Source organism: Amycolatopsis sp. NPDC098790, assembly GCF_044759945.1.
GTDB lineage: Bacteria > Actinomycetota > Actinomycetes > Mycobacteriales > Pseudonocardiaceae > Amycolatopsis.
The window spans coordinates 44,837-60,921 of the sequence record NZ_JBIWAI010000011.1 but is presented as its reverse complement, the minus strand read 5'-3'; the positions used below and the strand labels follow the sequence as shown (position 1 = coordinate 60,921).

Annotated in this window: 12 protein-coding genes; 4 read left to right on the top strand and 8 right to left on the bottom strand. The window is 72.4% G+C overall.

Going from position 1 to position 16,085, the window contains the following annotated elements; genetic code table 11:
• The first annotated feature begins 283 nt into the window (after positions 1-283).
• On the top strand, positions 284-2,638 hold the full coding sequence (locus tag ACIQWX_RS48905; protein WP_400886768.1) for a polysaccharide lyase 8 family protein: 2,355 nt from the start codon (positions 284-286) through the stop codon (positions 2,636-2,638).
• 70 nt (positions 2,639-2,708) lie between these two features.
• Positions 2,709-4,178, top strand: a complete 1,470-nt coding sequence (locus tag ACIQWX_RS48900) for a flavin-containing monooxygenase (protein WP_400886766.1) — start codon at positions 2,709-2,711, stop codon at positions 4,176-4,178.
• A 488-nt stretch (positions 4,179-4,666) separates the two neighbouring features.
• On the opposite strand, the gene ACIQWX_RS48895 is transcribed toward ACIQWX_RS48900, so the two are convergent.
• The 6 genes from ACIQWX_RS48895 to ACIQWX_RS48870 form a co-directional block, all read right to left on the bottom strand.
• A complete protein-coding gene (locus tag ACIQWX_RS48895; protein ID WP_086684836.1) occupies positions 4,667-4,789 on the bottom strand; it encodes a ribosomal protein bL36 in 123 nt (40 codons plus the stop codon).
• Between the two features lie 75 nt (positions 4,790-4,864).
• The gene (locus tag ACIQWX_RS48890; protein WP_400886763.1) at positions 4,865-6,034 is read right to left on the bottom strand and encodes a VWA domain-containing protein; all 1,170 of its coding nucleotides are present in this window, start codon (positions 6,032-6,034) and stop codon (positions 4,865-4,867) included.
• On the bottom strand, positions 6,031-8,211 hold the full coding sequence (locus tag ACIQWX_RS48885; protein ID WP_400886761.1) for a DUF5682 family protein: 2,181 nt from the start codon (positions 8,209-8,211) through the stop codon (positions 6,031-6,033). The genes ACIQWX_RS48890 and ACIQWX_RS48885 overlap by 4 nt, the downstream gene beginning before the upstream one ends.
• Positions 8,208-9,293, bottom strand: a complete 1,086-nt coding sequence (locus tag ACIQWX_RS48880) for an AAA family ATPase (RefSeq protein WP_400886760.1) — start codon at positions 9,291-9,293, stop codon at positions 8,208-8,210. Before ACIQWX_RS48880 ends, ACIQWX_RS48885 begins: the two co-directional genes overlap by 4 nt.
• Positions 9,290-10,675 (bottom strand): DUF5691 domain-containing protein, encoded by a 1,386-nt coding sequence (locus ACIQWX_RS48875; protein ID WP_400886758.1) that lies wholly within the window; start codon positions 10,673-10,675, stop codon positions 9,290-9,292. The genes ACIQWX_RS48880 and ACIQWX_RS48875 overlap by 4 nt, the downstream gene beginning before the upstream one ends.
• A gap of 454 nt (positions 10,676-11,129) precedes the next feature.
• Positions 11,130-12,449 (bottom strand): SWIM zinc finger family protein, encoded by a 1,320-nt coding sequence (locus ACIQWX_RS48870; RefSeq protein ID WP_400886756.1) that lies wholly within the window; start codon positions 12,447-12,449, stop codon positions 11,130-11,132.
• Positions 12,450-12,552: 103 nt separating this feature from the next.
• Between ACIQWX_RS48870 and ACIQWX_RS48865 the strand changes: the two genes are divergently transcribed.
• On the top strand, positions 12,553-13,056 hold the full coding sequence (locus ACIQWX_RS48865) for a PadR family transcriptional regulator (RefSeq protein ID WP_400886755.1): 504 nt from the start codon (positions 12,553-12,555) through the stop codon (positions 13,054-13,056).
• The gene (locus tag ACIQWX_RS48860; protein ID WP_400886752.1) at positions 13,056-13,655 is read left to right on the top strand and encodes a GyrI-like domain-containing protein; all 600 of its coding nucleotides are present in this window, start codon (positions 13,056-13,058) and stop codon (positions 13,653-13,655) included. The genes ACIQWX_RS48865 and ACIQWX_RS48860 overlap by 1 nt, the downstream gene beginning before the upstream one ends.
• Here ACIQWX_RS48860 and ACIQWX_RS48855 read toward each other — a convergent pair.
• Complete coding sequence (locus tag ACIQWX_RS48855) at positions 13,640-13,903, bottom strand: hypothetical protein (protein ID WP_400886749.1); 264 nt, start codon at positions 13,901-13,903, stop codon at positions 13,640-13,642. The two genes, ACIQWX_RS48860 and ACIQWX_RS48855, sit on opposite strands and share 16 nt — an antisense overlap.
• Positions 13,903-15,969 carry an AMP-binding protein gene (locus tag ACIQWX_RS48850; RefSeq protein WP_400886746.1) on the bottom strand — a complete coding sequence of 689 codons (2,067 nt, stop codon included), beginning with the start codon at positions 15,967-15,969 and terminating at the stop codon, positions 13,903-13,905. The genes ACIQWX_RS48855 and ACIQWX_RS48850 overlap by 1 nt, the downstream gene beginning before the upstream one ends.
• Positions 15,970-16,085 lie beyond the last annotated feature (116 nt).

Genomic DNA, 16,085 nt, shown 5'->3' with positions numbered 1-16,085 from the left:
CCACTTTACCGCTCGGCACCGACAATTTCGGCGCCACCGACCAGAGCCCGCTGAGCCCACTGACCAGAGCCCGCGGGGGCGCCCCCCGGTTCCACTCTATCGTTTGCCACCGACAGTTTTCGGCGCCACCGAACCGGAACCTGCTGATCGCCGCGGGGGCGCCCCCCGTTTCCAGTCTATCGTTCGGCACCGACAGTTTTCGGAGCCGAGCACCGAATCCGCCGCCGCACAACTGAAAACCCGTTCCCCGTAAGCCGAGGATGTCTTCCTGGGAGGCATTGCCATGCCCGTGAACCGGAGAAACGCCCTGCGCGGCGGCGCGCTGGCGGCCGCTTCGACCGTGTTGCTCACCCGTCCCACTTTCGCTTCCGCAGCACCCGTGGCCACCCCGGCCGCGGGTGGGGTGCCGGCGGCGACCGCGCCGATCGTCGCCGCGTACCGGCAGCTGCAGACCGGTATCAACCGGCCGTCGCCGGAACGCACCGCGGCGCTGGCCAACCTGGGCCGCGTCGCCAAGGCCTACAACGCCAGCCTGTCCGTCGCCGGCGGGGGTGCTCCACTGTGGACGGACCTGCCGCTCGGTCCCGGCAGCGACTACACCACGTCGATGTACGCGCGGCTGCGCGCCATCGCCGTCGACTGGGGCACCCCGGGCGGCGCCCTGTCCGGAGACCCCGTGGTGCTCGACCGGATCAAGGCCGCCCTCGAGCTGATCTACGCGAGCCAGTACAACGAAAACGTCGGCGAGATCGGCAACTGGTACACCTACGAAATCGGCATCCCGTACTACCTGCTGCACACGCTGTCGGTGGTCGCCGACCAGCTCACCGCGGAGCAGCTCGCCCGCTACCTCGCGCCGGTCAAGCGGTTCGTCGGCAACCCGAACCTGCGCGCCAACAACGCGTCGGTCATCGAGACCGGCGCGAACCGCGCCGACAAGGCGCTCATCTCCATCGTCTCCGGCGCGATGCTCGGCGACACCGCCTGGATCAAGACCGGCATCGACGCGCTCACCGACGTCGCCGGCGGGGGAGCGGCGAGCGTCGTCGCCAAGCTGGACCGCGCGGCCGGCGACGGCTTCCACGTCGACGGCTCGTTCATCCAGCACGACACCATCCCGTACCCCGGGCACTACGGCATCGTCCTGCTCACCGCGCTCGCCGGCGCCATCCACGTCACGGCGGGCACCGAGTACGCGCTGCCGCAACCCTTGAAGGACAAGATCTACGCGCTGGTGGCGGACAGCTTCGCGCCGTTCGTCTACGCGGGCGCGCTGATGGAGCCGGTACGCGGCCGGATGCTTTCGCGCCAGGGCGAGACCGGGCACGACATCGGCCACCAGCTGACTGTCGCGACGCTGGTGCTGGCGCGCACCGCGTCCGGCAAGACGAAGACCGACCTCAACGCCCTCGCCGCGAAGTGGATCAAGGAAGGCGAATACGCGCCGTTCCTGAAGATCCCCGACCCGGAGCGGTTCGCGCCCGGCCCGGACCTGGTGGCGACACCCGGCATCGAGTTCGCGCAGGACATGCTGGCCTCGGGCGCGCGCCCGGCGCGGGTCGTCGCCACGCACCGCGACTTCGGCCAGCAGGACCGGATGGTGCACGTCACCGACGACTGGTCGGCGTCCCTCGGCGTCAGCTCGACGCGCATCTCGCGCTACGAGTCCATCAACGGCCAGAACCTCAAAGGCTTCCACGTCGGCGACGGCGTGCTCTACACGTTCCTGCCCAACGCCAAGGGCCACTACACCGACGCGTACTGGCCGACGGTCGACCCGCTGCTGCTGCCCGGCACGACCGAGAACGACGGCCCGGTCGACCCGAAGTTCGGCGGCGTGCCCGTCGGCCCGAACCCGCACACGGGCGGCGTCCGCTGGGACGCCCGGACCGGCGCGTACGCGTTCGACTTCACGTCCTGGGACGGCTCGCTGGTCGCGAAGAAGTCGTGGTTCTTCACACCGTCCGGGATCGTGTGCCTCGGGGCCGGGATCACCAGCACGTCGGCGAGTGCGGTGCGCACGACGATCGAGAACCGCAACCTCGGCGAGGGCGGTCGCGGCTCGTTGCTCGCGGACGGCCGGCGCGTCCCGACCGACCTCGGCAAGGCGTCGGCGCTGCGTCGTTCGCACTGGCTGCACCTGGAGAACGTCGGCGGGTACGTGCTCCTGGACGACGCTTCGGTTACGGCGCTGCGCGAGGACCGGACCGGTGCGTGGCGCGACATCGACACCGGCGCGAACACGAAGGGCACGACGACACCGAACACGCGCCGGTACCAGAAACTGGTGCTGGAGCACGGCGTCAAGCCGGTCGACGCGACTTATGCGTACGCCGTGCTGCCGGGCGCGTCGGTGATCGGCACGCTGACGGCGTCGTGGGCGTGGCGGGTGGTCGCGAACACGCCGGTGGTGCAGGCGGTCCGGGTGGGCGAAGCGCTGTTGGCGAACTTCTTCACCGCCGGTTCGGTCGACGGGGTGCGGGTGTCCGGGCCGGCGTCGGTGGCGGTCGGGCGGCGTCAGCTGGCGGTGTCGGACCCGACGCAGACGCAGGACAGCGTCACGGTGACCGTGCACGGGAAGGCCGTGACGGTGCCGCTGAAGGGCACCTTCGGCGCGACGACGGTGGTGCGGCTGTAGTGGTTCTCCCCGCCGGACCGGTGCCCCGACCCGGTCCGGCGGGGTCCCCACCTCGGTTACGCTGGAAGCCATGACCGAACACGTCGACGTCCTGATCGTCGGGGCCGGGCTGTCCGGGATCGGCGCGGCCTGCCGGCTGCAGGAGCGGCTGCCGGGCAAGACGTACGCGGTGCTCGAGGCGCGTGACACGATCGGCGGAACCTGGGACCTGTTCCGGTACCCGGGCATCCGGTCCGATTCGGACATGTTCACGCTCGGTTACCCGTTCCGGCCGTGGAAGGACCCGAAAGCAATCGCGGACGGGCCGTCGATCCTGTCGTACATCCGCTCGACGGCGTCGGTGTACGGCATCGTCGACCGGATCCGCTTCGGCCACCAGGTCGTGCGGGCGTCGTGGTCGTCCGCGTCGGCGCTGTGGACGGTGTCGACGGCGCACGGGGCGACGTTCACCTGCCGGTTCCTGTACCTGTGCAGTGGCTATTACTCGTACGAGTCCGGGCACGTGGTCGACTTCCCGGGGCGCGCGGACTTCGCCGGCGAGATCGTGCACCCGCAGCATTGGCCTGCTGAATTGGACTACACGGACAAGCGGGTGGTGGTGATCGGCAGCGGCGCGACGGCGGTGACGCTGGTCCCGGCGCTCGCCGCGCGGGCGTCGCACGTGACGATGCTGCAGCGGTCGCCGTCGTACATCGTGGCGCGCCCAGGCAGCGACGCGCTCGCCGACCGGCTCCGGGCGCTGCTGCCGGAGAAGCTCGCGCACCGGGTGGTGCGCGGCAAGAACGTCGTGCTGGGGACGCTGTTCTTCCAGCTGATGCGGCGGCTGCCGCGCCGGGCGTCGCTGGCGCTGCGCAAGCGCGTGGCGGCGCAGCTGCCGGCGTCGATCCCGGTGGACCCGCACTTCGTGCCGTCGTACGACCCGTGGGACCAGCGGTTGTGCCTGGTGCCGGACGCGGATCTGTTCCGGGCGTTGCGCTCGGGCAAGGCGGACGTCGTGACGGACGAGATCTCGCGCTTTACGGCTTCCGGAGTGTCGTTGGCTTCGGGCCGTTCGCTGGACGCGGACCTCATCGTGACGGCGACGGGGCTCCGGCTGGTGGCGTTCGGCGGGATCGCGCTGACGGTCGACGGCCGCGCTGTCGAGCCGGGCGACCAGCGGGCGTACAAGGGGATGATGTTCGGCGGTGTGCCGAATCTGGCGTGGTGCGTGGGGTACACGAACAATTCGTGGACGCTGCGGGCGGATTTGACGTCGCAGTACGTGTGCCGGTTGCTGGCGTACCTGGATCGGCGGGGTTTCGCGTTCTGCGCGCCGGACGCGGAGTCGGCTTCGGGGGCGGGCCGGCCGCGGCCGATCGTTGATCTGGCTTCGGGGTACATCAAGAGGGCCGCTCCCGGTCTGCCGAAGCAGGGTGAGAAGCGGCCTTGGATGATGCGGCAGAACTACTTGCTGGACTTCGCGGATATGAGGTTGGGCCGGGTCGACGACGGAGTGATGCGCTTCGGCCGCGCGGAGGATCGGGTGACCGCGGCGCGGTAACCGGGCAACACCTGCCCTCCGGTGTACCCGCGAGGTGCGGCGGGCGGGCTGCGCCTCGCCTCCGCCGGCCAGTTGCTGGGATTGCCGGGCGGCGAGTCAAGCCCGGCGGGCGCGCGAGGATCGGACAGCGGCTGCTTGGCCGGGGGCCCCGGCCCTGCGGCGTTCCCGCCGCGGGTGGGCCGCGCCTCGCCGCCGGCTAGTCGCTGGGATTGCCGGGCGGCGAGTCAAGCCCGGCGGGCGCGCGAGGATCGGACAGCGGCTGCTTGGCCGGGGGCCCCGGCCCTGCGGCGTTCCCGCCGCGGGTGGGCCGCGCCTCGCCGCCGGCCAGTTGGTGGGATTGCCGGGCGGCGAGTCAAGCCCGGCCGGCGCGCGAGGATCGGACACTGGCCCTGCGGAGCCGCCCCCTTGCGTCCGGCCGGTTGCTGGGATTGCCGCGCGGCCGAGTCGGGTCGGGCCACCCGGCTCGGCCGCGCGTTCCCCTCCGGGCGTCAGCCCTGGCGGGCCTTGTTGCGCGGGTTGTCCTTGTTGATCACCAGCACCTTTGTCCCCCGGCGGATGACCTGGGCGCCCGGCTGGCGGGCCAGTGAGCGGATCGAGCTGCGGACCTTCATGGCGAGCCGTCCTTCCTGCGGGATCTGCGTCCCACATCCCCGTCAACCACCCGCCAATCAGTTTCATTCCGCAACTCAGCTGGTCTCGCGCGCCACCCAGGACTGCAGGTCATCACCCCGCACCGCTGCTGCCATCAGCTCGGGGAACTGGTCCGGTGTGCACGCGAACGCCGGTACTCCCAGCTCGGCCAGCGCCGCCGCGTTCTCGTGGTCGTACGAGGGCGCCCCCGAGTCCGACAGCGCCAGGAGCGTCACCACCTGGACCCCCGCGCCCACCAGCTCCGCTATCCGGTGCAGCAGCTCTTCCTCGTCGCCGCCCTCGTACAGGTCGCTGATCAGCACCAGCAGCGTCTGCTCGGGCCTGCCCACCAGGCCCTGGCAGTACGCGATCGCGCGGTTGATGTCCGTGCCGCCACCCAGCTGGGTGCCGAACAGGACGTCGACCGGGTCCGCGAGGTGCTCGGTCAGGTCCGCGACCTCCGTGTCGAACGCCACGAACGACGTCCGCAACGCCCGCATCGACGCCAGCACCGCCCCGAACAACCCCGAGTACACCACCGACTCCGCCATCGACCCCGACTGGTCGACCGCCAGGATCACGTCCCGCTGCACCGCCTGCTGCCGCCGCCCGTAGCCGATCAGCTGCTCCGGGACGATCGTGCGCAGCTCGGGGGAGTAGTGCTTGAGGTTGCGGTGGATCGTGCGCGCCCAGTCGATGTCGCCCGGGCGGGGACGGTGCGTGCGCGACGCCTTGTCCAGCGCCCCCTTGATCGCCGCGCGCGTGCGCTCGGCCAGCCGCTCCTCCAGCTCCTCGACGACCTTGCGGACGACCTCGCGCGCGGTCTCCTTCGTCTCCTCCGGCAGCACGCTGTTGAGCGACAGCAGCGTGCCGACCAGGTGCACGTCCGGCTCGACCGCCGACAACAGCTCCTTCTCCAGCAGCATCCGGGTCAGCCCCAGCCGGTCGACCGCGTCGCGCTGCATCACCTGCACGACCGTGCTCGGGAAGTACCGCCGGATGTCGCCCAGCCAGCGCGCGACCCGCGGCGCCGACGCGCCCAGGTTCGCGCTACGCGGGCCGCCCGTCGCCTCGTCGTCCGGCTTGTCGTAGAGGGCGGCCAGCACCGCGTCGACGCCACTGTCCTCATCGGACAGCGGGGCGTCGGCCAGCCCCGACCCTTCGCCCGCGCCCTCGGCGCCCAGCACCAGCCGCCAGCGCCGCGCCCGTTCGGCCTCCGCACTCACGCCCCCACCCCCAACAGCGTCGCCAAGACGGGCAAGACGCGCTCCGCCCGGTCCTCGTCCAGTTCCTCGGCCGCCGCGACGACCGCCGCGGTGCCGTCGAGACCCGACGCCCGGTGCCCGATCGCTCGCTTCTCGGGGCCGCTGAACGCGCCGAACGTCCGGCGCAGCAACGGAAGCACCTCGGTGAAGACGTCGGCGGGGATCGCCGCGAGCCACGCGTCGATCACCCGCAGCAGGCCTTCGTCGTGCACCAGCAGCAGCGCGCCGCCGTCGAAAAAGCCTTCGACGTACGCCGCGCCCGCCGACGGTGCGATCCCCGGCGTGAGCGCTCGGCCCAGCCGCAGCTCGATGTCGAGCGCGTCGAGCAGCCCGGCGTCGTGCAGGATCCGGGTGAGACGCCCGGCCAGCAAAGGCGGCAGCGACGGCCGTTCGGCCAGCCGGGCCAGCGCCGCGAGCCAGCGCTCCTTCGGTTCCTCACCCAGCAGCGATGTCGCGTCGTGCACACCGTCGACCAGCTGGGCCATCCGGGCCGCGGCGTCGTCGTCGATGCCGTGCGTCGCCGGCGGCAGCCCCGCGCAGATCCGGTCGAGCATGCGGTCGGCCACCGCGCGCAGTGCTTCGGTGTCGGTGCCGCGCACGTTCCCGTAGCGCGTCGCCCGGGCCAGCGCGGGCAGCGCCGACATCAGCCGCGCGACGTCCGCGTCCGCCGCCGCTCGCGCGTCGAGCGCCGCCAGTGCTTCGGGCAGCGCCTCCGGCAGGTCGGCGAGCAGGCAGTTCTCGACCGCTGTGGTCACCTCGTCGAGCGGGGGCGTGCCCTCGACGGTGCCGCGGACCGCCGCGGTGGCCGCCGACGGCACGGTGGTGCCGTACACCGCCGCCGCGACCAGGTCGACCTCGAACGACGGTTCCCAGGCCAGCGCCCACGTCTCCCGGAACGTGCCCTTGTTCCGCCGCGCCGACGCCTCCCGGCTGCCCCACTCGATGCCGAGGATGCGCAGCCGGTGCAGCAGCTTCGAGCGGTCGAGCCCGCCGGGCGTCCGCAGGTCGAGGTCGAGCTCCTTGACGACGGGGTCCTTCTTGAGCCGCAGGCGTTTCGCCGTCGCGGTCAGGTCCGCGGCCAGCGGTGGCTGGGGCACCCGGTCGGGCACCTCGCCGAGCCGTTCGCCGACCACCAGCCGCCGCGTGACGAGCTCGACCTGCACCTCGTCGCCGCCGCACAGCACCGACCGGGTGGCTTCGGTGACCTCGGCCAGCCCGGCCGACGACCGCCCGCGCAGCGTGGCCAGGGTCTCGGCCAGCCGGACCGCCTCGATGACGTGCGCGGTCGAGACGGGCAGGTCCTCCTCCCGCAGCACCGCCGCGACGCCGGCCAGCCAGCGCGTGGTGACGTCGTCGGCCGTCGTGAACAGGTGGTGGTACCAGCCGGGGGAGCGCACGCCCGCGCCGTAGCCGCTGGCCGTCGCGAGCCGGCCGTGCGTCCACGGGACCCAGGTGCACGCGACCTTCCGCTTCGGCAGTCCTTTGAGGACGGTCTGGTCGTGCGACGCCGGCGGTAGCGGGTCGGCCAGCGCGGGCACGTGCCAGGCGCCGCAGACGACGGCGATGTTCTCGAAACCGTCCTTACGGGTGCGGCGCAGCACCGAGCGCATGTACGCCTCGCGCCGCGCTTCGTTGCCCTGCGGGGGTTTCTCGTCCTCCCGCACCGCGGTCATCGCGTCCGCGATCACGTCGAACGGGTTTTCGCTGTCCCGCCGGGACTCGACGACGTCGTCCCACCAGCGTTCGGGGTCGTCGTAGCCGCCGGCCGAGGCCAGCAGCGCCAGCGGATCGACCGGCGGGCCCGCGTGTTCGTCGGGCCCCGCGGCGAACGTGTGCGCGGCCGGGAGGTCGCAGAACCGCACGGGAATCCCGGCTTCGCGTGCGTACGTGAGCGCCTGCCACTCGGGGCTGAAGACGGCGAACGGCCAGAACGCGGCCCGCGAGACGTCGTCGGTCGCGTACGCCAGCAGCGCGACCGGCGGCTGCATGGCCGGGTCTTCGGTCAGCTCGACCAGGGCGTCGGCTTCGGGCGGACCCTCGATCAGCACGACGTCCGGCTCCAGTTCGGCGAGCCGCGTCGCCACGGCCCGGGCGGACCCCGGGCCGTGGTGGCGGATGCCGAGCAGGTGGGTGGTCACGAGATCTCCTGGCCCGCCCGGTAGAAGTCGGCCCAGCCGTCGCGCTCGCGGACGACCGTCTCGAGGTACTCGATCCAGATTGCGCGGTCGGCCACCGGGTCCTTCACGACGGCGCCGTGGATGCCCGCCGCGATGTCGTGCGGGCGCAGCACGCCGTCGCCGAAGTGGGCCGCCAGCGCGAGCCCGCCGGTCAGCACGCTGATCGCCTCCGCCGTCGACAGCGTGCCGGACGGCGACTTCACCGCCGTGCGGCCGTCTTCGGTGCGGCCCGAGCGCAGTTCGCGGAACACCGTGACGACCCGGCGGATCTCGGCCAGCTCGGCGGCCTCGGCGGGCAGCTGCAGCGACGTGCCCAGCTCGGCGACGCGCCGGCTGACGATCTCGACCTCCGCCTCGGCGCTGTCCGGCAGCGGCAGCACGACGGTGTTGAACCGCCGCCGCAGCGCGCTCGACAGCTCGTTGACGCCCTTGTCGCGGTTGTTCGCCGTCGCGATCAGGTTGAAGCCCGGCCGCGCCTGCACCTCGGTGCCCAGCTCGGGGATGGGCAGCGTCTTCTCCGACAGGATCGTGATCAGCGAGTCCTGGACGTCGGCCGGGATGCGCGTCAGCTCCTCGAGCCGGGCCAGCTTGCCGTCCCGCATCGCGCGCAGCACCGGGCTTTCGACCAGCGCGGCGGCGCTCGGGCCCTCGGCGATCAGCCGGGCGTAGTTCCAGCCGTAGCGGATCGACTCCTCGGACGTACCCGCGGTGCCCTGCACCAGCAGCGTCGAGTCCCCGCTGATCGCGGCGGACAGGTGTTCGGACACCCACGTCTTCGCCGTCCCGGGCACGCCCAGCAGCAGCAGGGCTCGGTCGGTCGCGAGCGTGGCGACAGCCACCTCGATCAGCCGTCGCGGGCCGACGTACTTCGGGGTGATCACGGTGCCGTCCGGCAGGGTGCCGCCGAGCAGGTACTCGACGACGGCCCACGGCGACAGGTGCCAGTTGGGCGGCTTGGCCCGCTCGTCGGCGGCGGCCAGCGCGGCCAGCTCGGCGGCGTGGTCCTGTTCGGCGTGCGGCCGGAGGACGGTGGGGGCGGTCATGCGAGCTCCTCGTACATTTCGCGGCGGAAGTTCAGCGTTTCGGTGAGCGCCCGGCGCCACGGCCCGGCGTCCATGGTCAGGCGGGTGGTGGCGAGCGGGTGGCGCAGGCACTCCGGCGGGACCGCGCGGGCGATCACGACGGCGGCGTGCGAGACCAGGCGGTGGTCGTCCTGGCGGGCGATCCAGTCGAGCAGGGCGGTGCCGAGCTCCTTCGTCCACGGCCGGGGCAGCTCGTGCACCAGCCGCGCGAACGATTCGACGGGCAGCCGGCTGATCAGGTGCCCGACGGTGGCGGCCTGGCTCGCGGGGCTGAGCACGCCGAGCAGCGGCGGCGTGGTGCGACCGCCGGGGTCGGCGCCGATCAGGGCCTGCGCCCAGGTTTCGTCGCGCTGACGCAGGGCGGCAGTCGCCCAGGAGTCGCGCAGGACACCGGCCGGGCAGCCTTCGACGGTCATCCGGACGACCTCGGCGGGTGGGCCGAACTCCGTCCAAAAGGCCAGGGGAGCGGCGGCGGCGAGCGTGCGCAGCCGGACGGTGCCCTCGCCGCGTTCCCCTTGCGGCACGGTGACTTCGAGGACCCGGCCCCGGCGGCGGACGAGCGGCCGCAGGCGTTCGGCCATGCTTTCGCCGTACCGCGTGCCGGGCAGCCGGCCGAGCAGTTCGGCGGCCCGTTCGCGGACGGCCGCGGCGCGATCGGTGAGGGCGGCTTCGAGGAAGTCTTCGTCCCGCGGTTCGAGGTGGCCGGCGAGCACGCCGAGGAAGTCCGAGCGGACTTCGGCGGGTTCGGTCTTCCAGGACGCGTGGAGGGCTTCGCGAGCTTTGCCGGGGTCCTGGCTGAGCTGGGCGGCGAGCCACCGGCGGCGCTGGGCGAGGCTGCCGAACTGCCAGACGTCGGCGTGCTCTTCCGCGGGCGCGGAGAGGAACGACCAGTCGGGGTTCCGCTGCCCGAGCCACGCCCCGACGGGCCCGGCGACCGCGACGAGCGGCCCCCGCAGGGCGGCCTTGCTCCGCGCGGCTTCGGCGAGGAGGGGGAGCGTCTCGGGCGGGACGCGGTAGTCCGTGCCGGCGACGATGCCGAGCCATTCCAGGAGGAGATCGGGATGGCTGGCGGCGAGCAGGCGGGCCAGGCGTTCCCGCGCGAGGGGCGGGACGAAGGGCCGGTCGTCCCGCGCCGCGACGGGCAGGGGGCGGACGTCGTGGAGCGGTTGCCGGCCGGCCCGGCGGTAGGTCGTGAGGACGGCCGCCGCGGCGAGGAGCTGTTCGGCGGGGTCTTCGCGGTCCTGGATGAGGTCTTGGACCGCGGGCGGCTGCGTCGCGGGGTCCAGCGTGCGACGGCGGGTGCCGAGCAGCGCGGTGCCGACGAGGTCTTCCCAGGCTTTCACGGTCGCACCGCCTTTCGGAGTCGGAGGGTGGGGCGGCTGGGGGTGCCGCGGGGGCTGGAGGTGGGGCCGGCGGGAAGGTGCGCTCGGGTGGCGCGGCTCGGCGCCGGGTCGGTCCCGCGCGAGGTGGTGGGTGGGTTTGGGTGGTCGGGTTCGGCCGGGTGCGAGGTGATGGGCAGCCTTGCCTGGCTGCGGTTCGTGGGGCGCGAAGTGGGGGTGGGGCGCGCGTGGCCGTGGTTCGCGGGGCGCGAAGTGTCGGTGGGGCGTGTGCGGTCGCGGTTCGCGGGGCGCGATGTGGCAGTGGGGCGTGTGTGGCCGTGGCTCGCGGGGCGCGAAGTGGGGGTGGGGCGTGTGTGGCCGCGGTCCGCGGGGCGCGAGGTAGCCGGCGCGTGTGCGTCGCCGGGGTGCGCCGGTGGTGGCGTGGCCAGGGCAACCGCGTGGCCGGACAGTGCTTCGCTCACAGCCGCACCGCCCGGTTCTCGTGCCAGCACGTCAACGGCCTCAAGCCTGCCGGGCTCCACTCGCCTGCCACCGTCAGCGGGCGGCCCGCCGACATCGCCAGCAACGACCACGGCCACGCGTACGGGACCAGCGGCAACGCCGTTCCGTCCTTTTCGGACAGACACCAGCCGCCGGCGTGTTCCGCCGGCGTCACTCCCGACAGCAGCACCGGCCAGCGCTCCAGCCACGGGTCCGCCGCCATCGCCCGCGCGTACGAGCCCAGCGCCTCCGCGATCGATCCGCCGGACGCCGCGGAGGCCGCCAGCGGGATGCCGCTCTCCACCACCAACGCGCGCAGCGGGGCCGCTCCCGGGTAGAACGCCAGTGATGCCGTCAGGAAATGCCCTGGTGGCAACGAAGAATCCAGCGGACGGCCCGGTGGCGCGAACGACAGCACCAGCGCGTCCCGGCCCGTGTCGCGCCCGCGCAACCACGTGCGGCGCGTCAGCAACCTGTCGTTCTCCTCGTCCGCCGCGCCCGTGATCAGCCACTCGTCCGAGACCCGCTCGCCGGTTTCCAGCACCCGGGCCGTCTCCACCGAGAACCCGAGTCGCGTGCGGACCGTTTCCGCCAACGGCGAAGGCAAGGAATCCAGCCGGGTCGCCGAATCCGCCAGCAGGTACACCAGCGACAGCTCGCCCAGCAACGCCTCCGGCCAGTCGCGACGGCCGACGATCCCCGCCGCCCGGCGCAACCCGCCCGCCAGGCCGGACGCCTGCGCGTCCACCATTCGCGCGGCCACCGTGCGCAGCTCTTCACCGCCGCTGCGCTCGAAGCCGGCGAAACCCGCGCCGATCCGGTCGGTCAGCCAGACTTTCAGCTCCGCGACGCCGCCTTCGACACGCGCGGCACGCTCCGAAGCACGGCGGGCGGCCGCTTCTTCGTCCTTCGGTCCGGCCGCCTCCGCGCGTTTCTCCGCGCGCTGGGCCCGGTCGGCGCGCTCGGCCAGCCACGAGTGCACCCATTCGGGCGGCTCGGCCGTGTCCAGCCGACCAGCGGCCCACAACAGCAACAGCCCGAGCGCGTGCTTGCACGGGAACTTCCGGCTGGGACAGGAACACCGGAACGCGGGCTCGGCGAGCTCGACGCACGTCTGGTACGGCTTCTTGCCACTGCCCTGGCAGAAGCCCCACACGGCGTCTTCGGACGCACCCGCGCCCGACCACTTCGCCGGCGCGGCCAGCGCCCGGCCCGCCTTCTCCGAAGCGGGATCCGGCGCCAGCCCGGCCACGCGTTCCGCGGTCCACGGCACCGCCGTCACCACCTGTCCCCCCACTGTTCCGACCTCGCTTTCCGGTACTCGCTGAAGCATGCCAGCACCCACCGACAATTTCCGGCAGCCTTGACGAACCGGGCTATTCCAGCACTAGAATAGTCGGGTGCTGACCGACGCGGAGCTGACCGTCCTCGGCCTCGTCGTCGAGCGGCCGAGGCACGGCTACGAGCTGGACGAAGTCGTGTCGGAACGCGGCATGCGCGAGTGGACCGCCCTCGGTTTCAGCTCGATCTACTACGTCCTGGGCAAACTCCGCGACCGCGGCCTGGTCACCGAAGTCGCGGAAGAACGCGCGCACGCCAAGGCCAAGAAGACGTACACGGCCACCGACGCGGGCCGGCGAGCCTGCGCGGCCGCAGCGGAGGCGGCCGTCGCCGAACTGCGCCCGGTGCACCCGCCGGTGCTCGTCGGGCTGGCCAACAGCCCGGCCATCCCACCCGAGAGGCTCGCGGCCGCGCTCGCCCGCCGCGCCGAAGCCGTCGCGGAACGCCTGGAAGAAGTGCGCCGAGCCGCCCAAGCCGACGCTCCGCCGTTCGTCCGCGCGATCTTCGACTACTCCCTCAAGCAGCTGGAAGCGGAAGCCGCCTGGCTGGAAGGACTGGCCTGATGCCGTACGACATCAAGAAGGATCTGAAGCAGCTCTACGCGCCGAAGAACACCGACTGGGCGCTGCTGGACGTGCCCGAGCAGCAGTTCCTCGCGATCGACGGCCGAGGCAACCCCAACACCGCGGACAGCTACAAGAAGGCCGTCGAAGCGCTCTACTCCTTCGCGTACACGATCAAGATGACGGCGAAGCGCACCGGCGAGGACTTCGTAGTAGGTCCGTTGGAGGGCCTGTGGTGGGCCGAGGACTACGCCGCGTTCACCGTGCGCGCCAAGGACTCCTGGCAGTGGACGATGCTCATCTCCCTGCCACGACACATCGGCGAGGAAGCCGTCGAAGAAGCCCGGGAAGCCGTCCTGCGCAAGAAGAAGATCGACGCGCCGGTCCGGCTCGAAAAGCTGCACGAAGGCCGCTGCGCGCAGGCGCTCCACATCGGCTCGTACGACGACGAGGGCCCGCTGCTCGCCCGCCTGCACGACGAGTTCCTGAAGCGCGAAGGACTCAAGGAAACCGGCCTGCACCACGAGATCTACCTCGGCGACCCGCGGAAGACCGAGCCCGCGAAGCTCAAGACCGTGCTGCGTCAGCCGGTCGGCTGATCGAGTTCGGCCAAGCCGCTTTCCCAGCGCGCACGGCGTTGCTCGGACGTCTGCTCCCACCACGGCTCACCGCGCTCACCCAACGCGACCTTCGCGGTCTGGGTGCGCGCCCGGTCCTGGACGCGCCGCGCCGCCATCAAGTGCTTCTGCAGGCGGTCGCGGACGTCGTCCGGGATCTCCGGGTCCGTCGCGCGCCACCGGCGGCCGTTCACCACGATGTACCGGCCGTCCGGCGTGTGCTCGGGCATCAGTACTCGCTGGTGACCGGCCAGGTGTCGTCGTGCAGCAGGCGCTTGAGGATCTTGCCCGTCGCGTTGCGGGGCAGGTCCGGCACGAAGTACACGTCACGCGGCACGGCGAACCGGGCCAGGCGCTGGTGGATGTACGCACGGATGTCCTCGGCGTGCAGCGAAGCGCCGCGCCGCGGGACGACGTACGCCGCCAGGCGCTGGCCCCACTCCGCGTCCGCCACGCCGACCACCGCCGCGTCGTGGACGCCCGGCAGCGCGACCAGCGCTTCTTCCACCGGACGGGGGAACACGTTCTCGCCGCCGGACACGATCATCTCGTCGGCCCGGCCGGTGACGAACAGGCGGCCCGCGGCGTCGAGGTAGCCGACGTCGCCGGTGGCCATCAGGTCCGCCGCGCGCGCCGGGTCCTTGCCGTTCGTGTAGCCGTCGAACAGCATGTCGTTGCCGACGAAGATCTGGCCTTCGCCGCCGGGCGGGACGGGCTTGCGGTCCTCGTCGAGGATCGCGACGCGCGTGCCGAGCGGACAGCGGCCGGCCGTGGTCGGCGCCGCGCGCAGGTCGGCCGGGGCGGCGATGCTCGCCCACGACACCTCGGTCGAGCCGTAGAAGTTGTAGAGGACGTCGCCGAAGGTGTCCATGAACTGCGTGACGAACGACCCGGACATCGCCGAGCCACTGCTCGCGACGATCCGCAGCGACGACAGGTCGTAGCGCGCGCGGACCCGCTCGGGCAGGTCCATGATGCGCTGCAGCATGATCGGCACGGCGAACAGCGCGTCGCACTTCTGCTCGGCGATCGCCCGCAGCGTCTCCTCGGCGTCGAACTTGCGGATCAGCGCGAGCGACGCCCGCAGCGCCATGCCGAGCTGCATCGCGGCCAAGCCCCAGCTGTGGAACAGCGGCGCCGCCACGAGGATCCGGTCGCCGGCGCGCAGCGGGATGCGGTCGAGGATCGCCGCGGCCGTCCCCATGCCCTTCGGCGTGGGCCGCCGCGCGCCCTTCGGCGTCCCGGAGGTCCCGGACGTCAGCACGACGACGCGGCCCGGCCGGTCGACCGGCTTCGGCGGGTCGGCGGGCGCGGCGTGGATCAGCTCGTCGACGGTGGGGTAGCCGGTCTCGGCGTCCGGCCAGGTGCTGATCCGGGCGAAGTCGCCCGGGACGTTCGCGATGGTCTGCGCGAACTCGTCGTCGGCCAGCACGGCCGACGGCTGGTGCTCGGCGATGACGTCCTTGACCGACGCCGCGGACAGGCCCGTGTTGAGCAGGATCAGGTCGGCGCCGAGCTTGCTGGCGGCGACGAACGACTCGACCATCGCGGCGTGGTTGCGGCACATCAGCGCGATCCGGTCGCGTTCGCCGACGCCGAGCTCGCTCAGGCCGTTCGCGAGCCGGTCGCTGCGCTCCTGGACCTGCCGGAACGTGCGGAGGTTGCGCTCGTCGTGCAGGGCGGGCTCGTCGGGGACGCGGGCCGCGGCGGCCTGGTAGCCGCCGGCGATCGTGGCGCCCCACTGGGCGAGCGAGCTGAGCTGGCGGGCGATCTTGTCCGGGCGGCCCGCGGACAGGACGCCGGCGCGCACCAGGACGCTCGTGGTGCGCAGCTTGGTGGCCTTGTTGCCGTCGCGGTCGGCGTCGGGGTCGGCTTTGCCGGAGAGGTGCAGGTCGAGGCGCCGCGCGAGGGCGCGGACGTCCTTCTTCACCGACGACACGAGATCCACGTGCGACGGCGGCAGCATCATCCGGACGAACAGCTCGGTCTTGCCGCCGGCCAGCGGTCTCAGCTCGAGCGAGACCCACGTGCCTTCGTCGGGGACGCCGCACCACACGACGTGCTCGCCCGGCCGGTAGACGACGGCTTGGACCTGCGCCTCGATCAACGGCCCCCGTTCGGGGACGATCCGGATGACGCCCTTGGGTCCCCGGCCGCGGGCGGCGTGCTCGACGATCTCGCACCCGGCGATCTCGGGCACGAACCGCGGATACCACTCCGGCGAACCGACGATCTGCCACACCACATCCGGCGTGTGCCCGACCACGGCACTCGCCTCGACCACATCGTCACGCATCTTCTGCCCTCACCGCAGTGTCACCGAACACACGTTCAGGTCACGGAGACGTCACAGTAACAGCAAACGGGTGATCCGGGATACTCCGAACGGCCAGATACCGGAGAGTAACGGAC

Coding starts and splice junctions, on each gene's coding strand:
- ACIQWX_RS48850 (WP_400886746.1), bottom strand. CDS start 15,969: ATGCGTGACGATGTGGTCGAGGCGAGTGCCGTGGTCGGGCACACGCCG.
- ACIQWX_RS48895 (WP_086684836.1), bottom strand. CDS start 4,789: ATGAAGGTCCGCAGCTCGATCCGCTCACTGGCCCGCCAGCCGGGCGCC.
- ACIQWX_RS48880 (WP_400886760.1), bottom strand. CDS start 9,293: ATGACCGCCCCCACCGTCCTCCGGCCGCACGCCGAACAGGACCACGCC.
- ACIQWX_RS48855 (WP_400886749.1), bottom strand. CDS start 13,903: ATGCCCGAGCACACGCCGGACGGCCGGTACATCGTGGTGAACGGCCGC.
- ACIQWX_RS48860 (WP_400886752.1), top strand. CDS start 13,056: ATGCCGTACGACATCAAGAAGGATCTGAAGCAGCTCTACGCGCCGAAG.
- ACIQWX_RS48905 (WP_400886768.1), top strand. CDS start 284: ATGCCCGTGAACCGGAGAAACGCCCTGCGCGGCGGCGCGCTGGCGGCC.
- ACIQWX_RS48900 (WP_400886766.1), top strand. CDS start 2,709: ATGACCGAACACGTCGACGTCCTGATCGTCGGGGCCGGGCTGTCCGGG.